The organism is Rhodoferax sp. UBA5149 (assembly GCF_002413825.1).
Lineage (GTDB): Bacteria > Pseudomonadota > Gammaproteobacteria > Burkholderiales > Burkholderiaceae_C > Rhodoferax.
The window spans coordinates 14,139-26,865 of sequence record NZ_DHXT01000150.1; the positions used below are offsets into that span (position 1 = coordinate 14,139).

At 61.0% G+C, this 12,727-nt stretch carries 8 protein-coding genes and 1 riboswitch; of the genes, 2 read left to right on the forward strand and 6 right to left on the reverse strand.

The annotated features are described in order from the left end of the window. The 3 genes from B3V69_RS12895 to B3V69_RS12905 form a co-directional block, all read right to left on the reverse strand. On the reverse strand, positions 1-974 hold a 974-nt coding region (locus tag B3V69_RS12895), incomplete at its 3' end, for a cache domain-containing protein (RefSeq protein ID WP_414707525.1). A 10-nt stretch (positions 975-984) separates the two neighbouring features. After that, positions 985-3,288, reverse strand: a complete 2,304-nt coding sequence (locus B3V69_RS12900; protein WP_296447135.1) for a putative bifunctional diguanylate cyclase/phosphodiesterase — start codon at positions 3,286-3,288, stop codon at positions 985-987. Between the two features lie 195 nt (positions 3,289-3,483). After that, positions 3,484-3,825 carry a hypothetical protein gene (locus tag B3V69_RS12905; RefSeq protein WP_296447137.1) on the reverse strand — a complete coding sequence of 114 codons (342 nt, stop codon included), beginning with the start codon at positions 3,823-3,825 and terminating at the stop codon, positions 3,484-3,486. 238 nt (positions 3,826-4,063) lie between these two features. Here B3V69_RS12905 and B3V69_RS12910 point away from each other — a divergent pair, with 238 nt between their 5' ends. Further along, positions 4,064-5,272 (forward strand): MFS transporter, encoded by a 1,209-nt coding sequence (locus B3V69_RS12910; protein WP_296447139.1) that lies wholly within the window; start codon positions 4,064-4,066, stop codon positions 5,270-5,272. A 47-nt stretch (positions 5,273-5,319) separates the two neighbouring features. Here B3V69_RS12910 and metH read toward each other — a convergent pair whose 3' ends face one another. The 3 genes from metH to B3V69_RS12925 all read right to left on the reverse strand — a co-directional run bounded on the left by metH (position 5,320) and on the right by B3V69_RS12925 (position 11,495). Beyond that, positions 5,320-8,091, reverse strand: coding sequence for a methionine synthase (metH, locus tag B3V69_RS12915; protein WP_296447141.1), 2,772 nt, complete (start codon positions 8,089-8,091; stop codon positions 5,320-5,322). A gap of 25 nt (positions 8,092-8,116) precedes the next feature. Next, positions 8,117-8,187, reverse strand: a riboswitch (S-adenosyl-L-homocysteine riboswitch). Between the two features lie 191 nt (positions 8,188-8,378). Continuing rightward, entirely contained in the window at positions 8,379-10,259 is a 1,881-nt protein-coding gene (locus B3V69_RS12920; protein ID WP_296447143.1) for a hypothetical protein, read from the reverse strand. Between the two features lie 189 nt (positions 10,260-10,448). Next, positions 10,449-11,495 (reverse strand): homocysteine S-methyltransferase family protein, encoded by a 1,047-nt coding sequence (locus tag B3V69_RS12925; protein WP_296447145.1) that lies wholly within the window; start codon positions 11,493-11,495, stop codon positions 10,449-10,451. A gap of 94 nt (positions 11,496-11,589) precedes the next feature. Between B3V69_RS12925 and B3V69_RS12930 the strand changes: the two genes are divergently transcribed. Next, complete coding sequence (locus B3V69_RS12930) at positions 11,590-12,561, forward strand: HlyD family secretion protein (protein WP_296447147.1); 972 nt, start codon at positions 11,590-11,592, stop codon at positions 12,559-12,561. Positions 12,562-12,727: the final 166 nt, after the last annotated feature.

Sequence of the window (12,727 nt, forward strand, 5' to 3'; positions counted from 1 at the left end):
GTGCCGCTGCTGCCGCCCGTAAAAGCCACGTCCACCGGCATCATGACCTGCCCTTGCCAACCCGGTGGCCCGGGGTAGCCTTGATAGCCCTCGGCCGGGAAGGTTCGCACCAGGTACTCGCGGCCCGCAAACATCATCAACAGGGGCGCCGTGCTCCGGTTGACCGGCACCACGGCACCCAGGGGGACCCACAAGGCATCGGCACTTTCAATCACGCGGTTGTGACCATCGAGCAGCATCATGTTGGAGCGCCCGTCCGGATCGCGGTGCGACTGGAAGATGCCCGCCATTTCCTGTTCGAAGTTGAAGCACAGACACAGCACGCCGACGACGACGCCGGTGTCGGGATGCAGCATGCGGCGGGAATAGATCAGCGCCTGCTTGCGGGCGGGGCGCAAGTCCGTGGCGCGAAACGTTTCGACGTAGCTGTCGCTGGCCAGCGTTTGCGCAATCAGCGGATCAACGCTGCCTTCGAGCGGCGTGGCTTCATCAATTTGCACCAGCACGTTGCCTGCGGCATCGAGCAAAATGATTTCGTCATACACCGTGTATTTGCTGCGGTAGGCACGCAGTCGCTGGCGAATGGCGCTCGGGTTGTCGGTGAGGCCGGCGACAAAGGCGCACAGTTCGTTATCGGTGGCGAGAAAGCCCACATCGGCGGTGCGCTCGTACAGATTGCGCACCACAATGTCGATGACGTACTGGGCCTTGGTCCCAATCTCGTCAAGCACCGTGGCCACTTTCTCACTCACCAGACTGGCCACCAATTCCTGCTCCAGACGATTGAAGCCTTCACGCGTGGCCGCCATGGTCGGCAAAATGGTCTTGGCCTCGACCGGGCAGTTCATCTTGGCAGACGATTCAATCATGCGCCACATCAGGTTCAACTCGTGCAGCGATTGTTCGCAGCGAATCACGTCGCGCATGTAGGGCAGGTAAGTATCAATTTGAAGCGGGGCAGCCGTGTTCGTCATGTTTTTCTTCCTATTCGCTGGTGATGTGAGCTTGAGCTGCCATCAGCTCGGAGATTGTTTTGGGTCGGCTCAACAGAAAGCCCTGAATCAGCGTGCAGCCGAATTGGCGCAGGAAAATGAGCTGCGCGTCGGTCTCGACTCCCTCGGCGATGACCTGCAGTTTCATATGACGCCCGAGGTCCAGTATGGTGCGCACGATCGCACCGTCACCCCGGTCGTGCGGCAAGCCGCTGACAAATGAACGATCAATTTTCACCGAGGAAATCGGCAACTTTTTCATGCGTGACAGCGACGAATGCCCCATCCCGAAATCATCCAGGCTGATCTTGAAACCCAGCTGGCGCAAGGCACCCATGACCGGAATCACCTTGTCAGGCTGCTTCATCACCAGGCCCTCGGTCAGCTCGACACAGAGGTGGTGCGGCGCAATGCCACAGGCCTCAATCACGGCCATCAATTCGCCCGGCAAACTGGCATTGACAAATTCCGGTGCCGCCATGTTGACGTTGACTTGCAGGTCCGGGAAGCCGCAGCGGTGCAACTGCGCCAGATCGCGACAGGCCTGCTGGACCACCCAGCGGCCGATCTGCACGATCAGGCGGCTCTGCTCCGCCACCGGAATGAAAAGATCGGGCCGCACGATGTCGCCGTTCTGCCGGCGCCAGCGAATCAGCGCTTCGACCGCCACCATGTGCTCGGCGTCGCGGTCAAACACGGGCTGGTACTCCAGAAAGAATTCATTGCTTACCAGCGCGCGATGCAACTCGGCTTCCATCGTGAGTTGCTTGGCCAGCGTGGACCGCTGCTCAGCCAGGTTTTCGACCGTTCCGTCCGAGAAAAAATTCAACCCGTTGCGGCCGCCGTTTTTGCGGCGATACATCGCCGCATCGGCGCTACGCATGAGTTCGGAGCCGGTCCATCCATTGTCGGGAAAGACACTGACCCCGACGCTGGCAGACACTGTCAATTCCTGGCGTTCGAACAGGAAGGGCATGCGCGCTGCCAGCAACACGCGCGCGCCGACGGCCTGTAGCTGCGCCGTCGTTTGGCCTGGCGCCATCAGGATGGCGAACTCATCGCCGCCCAGTCGTCCCGCCGTACAGCCCTCCAGTTCAAGTCCCTGCAAGCGCTGGGCAAATTCATGCAAGACCAGATTGCCAGCCTCGTGGCCGAAGGCATCGTTGATCAGCTTGAAGCGGTCGAGGTCAATATTCAGGACAGCAAACGTGGCGCCCGTTGAGGTGGCGCCCAAGCAGGCGGCATCCAGCAGATGATGGAAATGCTTGCGATTGGCGAGACCGGTCAGATCATCGACCTGCGCCAACTGACGGATCAGTTCCTGTTGCGCGATGCGCAGCACCGTCTGCGCAATCAGGGCGCCGATGGTGGCCGACAGGCTCGGTAGTTGTGCTTCGCGCTGGCGCGACAGACTGCTGTAGAACTCCAGCACGCCATGGCTGTGGCGACGTCCGTCAACCGTCACATAGGAAACCGGGAATGCATAGCCGGACTGCAAACCGCATTCATGGGCGCTTTTGCGCCGCAAAAAGTCCTGATCGGTAGCCATGTTTTCAACCCAGGCCGGCTGCATCGTGCGCCAGACGTTGCCGACCAGGCCTTCGCCCGGCGCCAGCCGAAGTGCGGCAGTTTGCCGGATGAACGCTGCCAGCGGATAGTCCCGTTTGTGCCACTCATACTGGCAGGCCAGCTGGTGGTCACCCATCTGTTCCTGCTCCAGTGCCCAATAGGCACCACACTCCCAGCCCAGGTTGTCACAGACCAGTTGAATCACCTTGGTCACCGACTCCCCCAGCGTTGGGGCGCCGATCAAGAATTGTGTTGACTCGAAACAGAAGCGCTCACGCATCGCGGCCAGCCGCGTTGACGTGACATCGATCACGACACCGGTCTGGATCGCCAGGCCGGGCTGGGCTTGTGGCAAGGACACCAGGCGCAACCAGCGCAAGCCGTCAAATTCGTTAATGATCCGGAACTCACACTCGATGGCCGGGCCCGCTTCGCGCAGCTGGCGCAGGACTGCCATCAACGCCAATACATCATCCGGTAGCACCTGCTCAAAACAACTCGCCCCCGTGCGGTGAAGCCCCGCATTGACGTCCAGTGCGCTTGCAGCCCCGGTCGACAAGACCCATTCGCCGGTGTGCATGTCGCACCACCAATGGCCGAACAGACCCATTGTTTCAGCGGCGTCCGGCAAAGTGGCCTGCACCCGCGCCGGCCAGAGTTTTTGGGTCAGGTCCGGGTCATTTGCGGCCGTCGGGCTGGGACGGCACAACAAAGAATGTTCATGCATGACAAGCCATCCATCTTTCGAGTACAGATGGGCTTGTTATGCAAATTTAGTGCCAGCGAATCCGCGCCCTCAATGGACTATAGCCACCGCCATGCGTGCGCTAGGGCATCTGATGATCCGGATGTGCCCGGTTTTGGTGCCTTTCCCACCGGATCCCGGTGCGCAGGCGTTCAACCGTCAGGTCGGCACCCGCGACTACAGCCGCAAAGAGGTGGGGCGCGACTTCTGGGCCGCTGGCAAGAGGCCGTTGAACATGGGGGTGATGGTCGCAAGGTGCGCCTTGGCGGCGGACTCGCCCAGCAGGCCGGATAGCAAGGTCATCATCTCAGCACGCAGATACCACAGTGCTTGAATGTCCGGTGCGTATAGCACGCGAGCCCACACGCGTGCGAGCTGGTGACTTTGGTTCAAACCCGCAAGACTAACCAGCATCGCCTGACGAATTTCCTTGACGCGGCTTTCGGGGCTTAGATCCGGCATCGGTTCACCAAACAAGCTCATCAGGCTGGATGCAAATTTTGATTTCTTCCAACTCATGATGTGTGTCGTAAAGGTTGCGGGTCTGTGGCTGGACAAACGAGATAGCGCTCGCGTTAGGGTTAAAAACAATCACAGAGATTGAACCACCAAGCAGCCTTGCCACTCGTATCATTTCGTGATGACTTGTAACGGATTTCTTACAAGTTTTCGCATTGCTACGAAATTAGGAGCTGCTGGCGCCCATTCTATGGACGGGCGCTCGCGATTGGGTATAGGGGTTTGCCATAATCCAGCCATGCAAGATCTTGTTCAGTACGACCGCCGCCTTGTCGGCTGGCTGTCGCTGGCGCAATTGATCAGCTGGGGCAGCGTTTTTTACACTTTCTCACTGATCATGGCGCCGGTGGAGCATGACCTGGGTTTGAGTCGGGTCCAATCGTCGCTGGCCTTCAGTCTCGCCTTGCTGGTCGAAGGTTTCCTGGCGTATCCGGTGGGCCGCTGGATTGACCGCGGCCATGAACGGGCCGTCATGACCACGGGTTCGGTGCTGGCCGGTGTTTGCCTGGCCTTGCATGGCCTCGTGACCGGTGTGATCGGGTTCTATGCCGTTTGGGCTGGCTTGGGCGCGGCCATGGCCGCCATGTTGTACTCGCCAGCGTTTGCCGTGGTGACCCGCCGTTTCCCCAATGACTTTCGCCGCGCCATCATCACCATGACTTTCCTGGGTGGGCTGGCCAGCACGGTGTTCATCCCGCTCACGGCCTGGTTGATCGCGACTTGGGGCTGGCGCTACGCGCTCGTCAGTCTGGCAACGCTGCATCTGCTGGTCTGTGCCCCCCTGCATGCGCTGACCTTGCGGGATGCGCCCCGTCCGCTGCGGCATGTGCCATCCGATGGCCAGGTCGCGCCCAAGGGCGTGTCCGGTATTTTGCTCAGTACGCCATTTTTGCTGATTGGCGTGTTTGTCATCCTGATGATGGCGGTGACCGTGGCATTGCCCGCGCACATGGTGAGTCTGCTGCGTGAAAACGGCTTGAGCGAGACCTGGGTGATCGCCATTCCGGCCAGCATCGGCGTCATTCAAGTCCTGGGTCGGCTGCTGCTGTACTTCTTCGAGCACCACTTCGACCTGCATCTGGCGAATCGCTTGATTCCCTGCCTGATTCCGCTGGGGTTGATGGTCTTGTTGGCGGCGCCCCTGTTGGTCGAGGGGGAGGTCTGGGCCGTGATGCTGTTTGTGGTGCTGTACGGTATGGGCAACGGCATGCTCACCATTGTCAAAGGGACGGCCATGGCGCAGTATGTGAACCGTGACCATGTGGCCACCCTCAATGGGGCGCTGGGTGTGCCCTTGGCGCTGGCACGTGCCAGCGCGCCATTGTTGCTGGGTTTGCTGTGGACGCCGCAGGTGCACTACAGCCACGGCCTGTGGCTGTTGCTGGCCCTCAGCCTGGGCGGCGTGGGTGCGCTGATGCTGGCCCAGCGCCACGCTCTGCCGCGTTAACGTCAAGGTTGGCGGTTGGGCGCTCCAGCAGGTAACGGCCGGTAAAACTACAAATTCGGTGCCAGCAGCCGTTGCAGGGCCTGTTCGTTCATGTGCCGGCGCGCTGCCAGGTCTTTCAGCTGGTCGTCACCGATTCTGCCGACGCTGAAATAAGTGCTGTCGGGGTGCCCGAGATAGAAGCCGCTCACGCTCGCCGCCGGCGTCATGGCCAGACTCTCGGTCACGCCCATGCCGATGTCCTCGCACTGCAGCAGATCGAACATGTCTTTTTTCACGCTGTGGTCCGGGCAGGCCGGGTAGCCCGGCGCCGGGCGGATGCCCTTGTATTTTTCGGCAATCAACTCTTGCGGCCCCAGCACCTCCTGCGCTGCATAGCCCCACAGGTCGGTGCGCACGCGGTGATGCAGGCACTCGGCAAAGGCTTCCGCCAGCCGATCGGCCAGTGACTTGAACATGATGGACGAGTAGTCATCGTGCTCGTCGGCAAAGCGCTTTTCCCGTTTGTCGACGCCGATGCCGGCCGTCACCGCGAAGACGCCGGCGTAGTCAGCCACCCCTTTGGGAGCGACAAAATCGGCCAGACAGCGGCTCGGCCGCATCACGCCGTCGATCACCTGTTTCTCGGTTTGCTGGCGCAGGCCATACCAGGTCATGGCGACCTCGCTGCGGGTTTCATCGGTGTAGAACTCGATGTCGTCGTCATTCACCGCGTTGGCGGGATACAGGCCGATCACGGCATTGGCGGTCAGCCAGCGGCCTTCGATCAGGCGCTTGAGCATGCGCTGCGCATCGGCATAGACCTTGGTCGCCTCCGCACCGACGATCTCGTCCTTGAGAATGGCGGGAAACGGCCCGGCCAGATCCCAGGTCTGGAACAGCGGGCCCCAGTCGATGAAGCGGGCCAGTTCCGTCAGGTCAAAGTTGCGAAAGACGCGCCGACCCAGAAACTTGGGCCGGGTGGGCGTGTAGTGCGTCCAGTCCATCGGCGTCTTGTTGGCGCGGGCGCGGGCCAGACTCCACATCGGCGTCTGCTTTTTGTTGGCGTGCTGCTGGCGCACGCGCTCGTAGTCGGCGTTGAGCTCGGTGATGTAGTCGGCGGCCTGATCGCCCAGCAGGCTTTGCGCCGCACCCACGCTGCGCGAGGCATCGGGCACGTAGACCACGGGGCCTTCGTAATGCGGGGCGATCTTGACGGCGGTGTGTACCCGCGAGGTGGTGGCGCCGCCGATCATCAGCGGAATCTTTTTGATGCGAAAGTGATCGTCCTTCTGCATCTCGCCCGCCACGTACTGCATCTCCTCCAGGCTGGGGGTGATCAGGCCCGACAGGCCCACGATGTCGGCGCCCTCGACTTTGGCGCGGGCCAGAATTTCATGGCAGGGCACCATCACGCCCATGTTGATGACGTCAAAATTGTTGCACTGGAGTACCACGGTTACGATGTTCTTGCCGATGTCATGCACATCGCCCTTGACCGTGGCAATGATGATCTTGCCGCGGGTAGCAACGTCGCGGCCGGCCGCCTCGTCCAGCCGCTTCTCTTCCTCAATGTAGGGAATCAGGTGCGCCACCGCCTGTTTCATGACGCGCGCGCTCTTGACCACTTGCGGCAAGAACATCTTGCCCTGGCCAAACAGATCGCCCACGATGTTCATGCCCGCCATCAGCGGGCCTTCGATCACGTGCAGTGGGCGCCCGCCCTTGGCCAGAATGGCCTGGTAAGCCTCTTCGGTGTCAACGGTGATGAAGTCGGTGACGCCATGCACCATCGCGTGGCTCAGGCGCTGCTCCACCGTCGCCGGGTGCTCGGCGGTGCCGCGCCACTCCAGCTTTTTGCTCTCGTCCTTCGCGGCACCCTTGGCGTTTTCGGCAATCTCGACCAGGCGCTCACCGGCGTCGGGGCGCCGGTTCAGCACCACGTCTTCGACCCGTTCGCGCAGCTCCGGCTCCAGGTCGTCGTAGACGCCGACCATGCCGGCGTTGACGATGCCCATGTCCATGCCGGCTTGAATTGCGTGGTACAAAAACACGGTGTGAATGGCTTCGCGCACCGGGTCGTTGCCGCGGAAACTAAAAGAGACATTCGACACACCGCCCGACACCTTGGCGCCCGGCAGGTGTTGCTTGATCCAGCGCGTGGCGTTGATGAAATCGACCGCGTAGTTGTTGTGCTCTTCAATGCCGGTGGCAATCGCGAAGATGTTGGGGTCGAAGATGATGTCTTCCGGCGGAAAGTCCACCTCGTCCACCAGGATGCGGTAGGCGCGCTCGCAAATGCTGATCTTGCGCTCGTAGGTATCGGCCTGGCCTTGTTCGTCAAAGGCCATCACCACCGCTGCCGCGCCATAGCGGCGCAGCAATTTGGCCTGCTGCTTGAAGGGCTCCACGCCTTCCTTCATGCTGATGGAATTGACGATGCCCTTGCCCTGCACGCAGCGCAGCCCGGCTTCGATGACGCTCCATTTGCTGGAGTCAATCATGATCGGCACGCGGCAGATGTCGGGCTCGGAGGCAATCAGGTTCAAAAACCGCACCATGGCGGCCTGGCTGTCCAACATCGCCTCGTCCATGTTGATGTCGATGATTTGCGCGCCGTTTTCCACCTGCTGGCGGGCCACGGCCAGCGCCTGCTCAAACTCGCCGTTCAGAATCATGCGGGCGAAGGCTTTGGAGCCGGTCACATTGGTGCGTTCGCCAATGTTGACAAACGTGGCGCTCGGGGACTGACCTTCAGCTCTGTCCTCAACTGAATAGGAGGCGCCGATGGTCACTGGCTCCAGACCGGATAATTTCATGGGGGGAACAACGATTTCAGACATGCGTCTCACCTGTAAATTACATATAAGCAGGTGAGCGTCGTTGGGGTTATCCAAGCCTGACAGGCCTTATGACCCGCTGCAACGCTCCTTGGATCGGGTGATTTTAGCGGTGAATTGGATAAGTCGCGCGACGCAGCGGGACGATCCTCGAACGACACCTCGGATGCAAGGCTTGTCGGGAGCCGCTAAGACGGCGCTGACACTAACCTGGGCATGCCCATCATGAAAAACGTCCCGGAATGCCAATGGCATTCCGGGACGCAAGTTCAGCCAAAGAGTCGGCGAAGTTACTGGCTCTGCACCGACTTGCTAACGCTAAAACGGCGATCAAAGGTATCCATACCTTCAAGCCAGACCCCCGCATTGGTGACCGTCCCGGTTGTCATCGGGCTGCCCAAGCCAATCAAGGCACTGGTGGCGGTTGGCAAGAGGCTTTTCTCGACGCGGACGTAGGTTGCGCCGGTTGTCGTGTTCGCCCAGATATTGATATTCTTGGCCTGCAGACTGGTCGGCATTGACCAGCCGATGGCGACAGAACTCCCGGCACCCACGCCGGCCACGACCGAAGTTGGGGTGATGGCGACTCCGCCAATCGTGATGGACGTAATGCTCGGGAACATATCGGCTGTGAGCGCGCTGGTGGCGTAGGGCTGTTTCGACAAAGTGAGCTTGTAGCCTGCGCCATTGAGGGAGTTGCCGCCACTGTCTTTCAAAATGATGGTGTATTCACTGTTGTCCAGTGCCTGGGCAACAGTGACGCACTGAGTTGTAACGCTTGTATTAACAGTCCCATTTCCGTCTGTTCCACATTCAGGCGCCAGATTGTCTTCAAATTGGGCGTTGGACAACTTCATCCACGTATTTTGGGTACTCAGACTCATGGTGATGCCACCGCCCAGGCCCGGCCCGGTGACCAGTGCCGAAAACACCGCTGTGTGGCCCGTTGTGCTGTTGTATGCAAAAGGATCAATCTGAATCATGATCCCGCTTTGCATGGTTTGACCTTGCGAACCCGATGGATTCATCGTGGACTGCAAAACACTCCATTCATTGCGCCTTGCCTGGGCCCTGATCGAGACATCAGCGATCCGGCCATCGCCTTGTACCATCCAGACGCCACTCACCTTGACCATCTTCAGTTCAATTTTGTCGCCGAAATCAGCGACATTGGAGCTGATGACTGCCGTCAGCGTGCCTGTGGTGCCCGAGGGATCCAGCGCAATGGCCACGTTGCTGAATTTCATACCGACCGCTTTTTGCTGGGTAGACAGCTCGCTTGCAAACTGCGCAAAAGTCTGGCCACCCATCATGAAGTTGCTGCTGGTGTCGAAAACGCCGCTGCTCTGCAAGGTCGTCAGGCTGGGGAGACCGCTGGCAAACAGGGCGGCGAAACTATTGAGTTTCGCCACGACCGCCTGCAAGTCGGTCACTGTGGTCGAGGTCATTCCCGTCATCTTGGTGTTATCGACCGGAGTTGCATCATCCGTCTTCAATCCCGCATCGTCGGTGGCGATGACGGCCTGAGTCAGGGAGTTTTTCAGCGTTGCGACATTGGTGCTCGTATTCACTTCGACCTTGACCAGATCCAGCACCGAATCCATGCCAGAGTGATCGGCCGCGAAGGAGGAGCGCAACAGGTCAATGCTGTCGCTGATACCCAAGGCCGCGAGTACCGGCTGCAGCTTGGCCTGCAATGCGGTTTCGGCGGCAGCCAGTTTGGCCGGCGTAATCAGGGAGCCAAAATCAGCGCTATGGGCGCCGTCTTTGAAATAGTTCTCCGCCAGTTGACCCGCAATATTCGACACAATCAGGTTGGTGAAGGGCGTGACATTGACCGTATTGCCCAGGTCCGCAGAAGTGGCTGCGGAGTAGTAGGTGACGGTGGTATCGCCCACGGTGCCATTCGCCTTCAGCACAAAGGGGCCCGTCATGCCATTGACGTCGATTGCGTAGTGGCCATTGGCTTCAATGGTGCCGCTTTTGGTTGCGCCTTGGCTGTCGGTCACGATGACGTTGCCGATCACGGCCGCACCACCAGCCACGGTACCGGAGAGCATCGTCGGCGTGGCGGCCGGACCGCTCGAACCACCCCCGCCGCCGCAACCAGCCAAAAATATGCTGGCAATCGCGCTGGTCAATGCGAGTCTTTTGAAATTGAGTTGCGACATGAGAGTCCTTAGTGTTTAAGAATATGCCCTTGACGAAGGAAGGAACATCTTTAAAGCTTAACTGAGGACACCCGTCTGCCGGCCGACGTTACTATGACTTGGCTCAATGAAATAGCAATCTTCCACGAGCCGGAAAATTTGTATTTCGTCGCCTATGACGAACTCGGCCCCCGGTGGCCAAGCCGAACGCTAGGCCGCTTCCTTGTAGAAAAAAGACTTCTGCAGCACGCGACCCGGCAGCGGCGCTACCGCCTCGCGGATCGCGCTGATGTGCTCGGGCGTGGTGCCGCAGCAGCCGCCCACGATGTTGACCAGGCCCTCGGCCGCAAATTCATGCAGCAGGCGGCTGGTGTCGGCTGGCGTCTCGTCAAAGCCGGTGTCGCTCATGGGGTTGGGCAGGCCGGCGTTGGGGTAGCAGCTGATGAAGGTGTCCGGCGCCACGCGCGCCAGTTCCTGAATGTAGGGCCGCATCAGCGCTGCGCCCAGGGCACAGTTCAGCCCGATGGCCAGCGGCTGCGCGTGGCGCACGCTGTACCAGAAGGCGGTGACGGTCTGGCCGCTCAGAATGCGCCCGGACGCGTCGGTCACGGTGCCGCTGATGATCAGCGGCAGGCGCTCGCCCGAGGCTTCAAAGTATTCATCAATGGCGAACAAGGCGGCCTTGGCGTTCAGCGTGTCGAAAATGGTTTCCACCAGCAGCGCATCGGCGCCTCCTTCCACCAGCGCCTCGACCTGTTCGTAGTAGGCAGCGCGCAGCGACTCGAAGCTGACGTTGCGGGCGCCGGGGTCGTTCACGTCGGGGCTGATGCTGGCGGTTTTGGGTGTCGGGCCCAGGGCGCCCAGCACGAAGCGGGGGTGTTCGGGGGTGGAGAACTTGTCGCAGGCAGCACGGGCCAGTTGGGCCGAAGCAAAGTTCATCTCGCGTGCCAGATCGGCCATGTCGTAATCGGCCTGGGCCACGGTGGTGGCACCGAAGGTGTTGGTCTCGATCAGGTCGGCCCCGGCGGCCAGATAGCGCTCGTGGATGCTGGAGATGACGTCCGGGCGCGTCAAAGACAGCAATTCGTTGTTGCCTTTCACGTCCTTGTGAAAGTCCTTGAAACGCTCACCGCGGTACTGTTCCTCATTGAGTTTGAAGCGCTGGATCATGGTGCCCATGGCCCCGTCCAGAATCACAATGCGGTGGGCCAGAATGTCGGGCAGGGCTTGGGCGCGGGTATATTGAAGAGGTTTCATAGCAGGTGCATTGTAGAAAAGATCGAATTCCTGTGTGTCAGGGCCGTGTTTGGCCTGCCATGCGGCCACCTGCCAGGATTTGAAAGAACCCCAAATGAGTTGTCTCAAGACGTATGGCGCCTTGTTGTTGGCCCCTTTGCTGCTGGCGGCCTGCCAGCCGAAGGCGGCGCCGGGCTGGTCCGGTTATGTGGAGGGCGACTATGTCTACGTGTCCTCGGCCCTCGGCGGCACCCTGTCGCTGCTGAACGTGCGCAGCGGCGATCAGGCGAGCAAAGACATGCCCTTGTTTGCGCTGGAGGCAGAGAACGAACAGGCCGCCCGGCTGGAGGCCGACGCCCGCCTGGCGCGCGCCAACGCGCAGCTGGCCAACACGGACAAGGGCCGGCGCCACGACGAAATCGCGGTGATTCAGGCCCAGATCAGCCAGGCCAGCGCGCAGGCCCGGCTGGCAGCGGCTGAACTGGCGCGCGAGCAGCAGCTGGTGAAACAGGGCTTTGTTTCCGCGGCGCACAGTGACGAGCTGCGCGCCGCACAGCTGCAGAGCAGCGCCCGTCTGGAAGAGCTGTCGGCCCAGCTCAGGGTGGCGCAGCTGCCGGCCCGGGTCGATGAGCGCGCCGCCGCCGCCGCCGACACCGATGCGGCCCGGCAATCGGTGCGCCAGTCGGCCTGGCGCGAGGCGCAAAAATCACGCACCGCACCGGTCGCCGGTCTGGTGACGGATACTTTTTTTCGCGTCGGTGAGGCGGTGCAAGCGGGCCAGCCGGTGCTGGCCCTGCTGCCGCCCGGCAACGTCAAAGCGCGCTTTTTCGTGCCCGAAGGGGCGGTCGGAAAACTGCAGATGGGCGCGGCGGTCAACATTGTTTGCGACGGCTGCGCGGCTTTGATTCCGGCCAAGATTTCTTTCATCTCGAACCGGGCCGAGTACACGCCACCGGTGATTTATTCCAATGTGCAACGCGCCAAGCTGGTGTTCATGGTGGAGGCGCGGCCCAGCCCGGCTGACGGCGCCCGGCTCAAACCCGGTCAGCCCGTGGATGTGGTGCCGGTCACCGGGGCCGCCCCGTGAGCGCCGCGCCGGGCCGCCCCAAGCAAGCGAAGGCCCCCTCGGGGGGCAGCGAGGACACGCAAGTGCCGAGCGTGGGGGTCATGACCCTGGCCATTGATGTCAGCGGCCTGACCAAGCGCTACGGCGGGCGCGCCGTGGTGGACGACTTGTCGATCCAGCTGGAAAC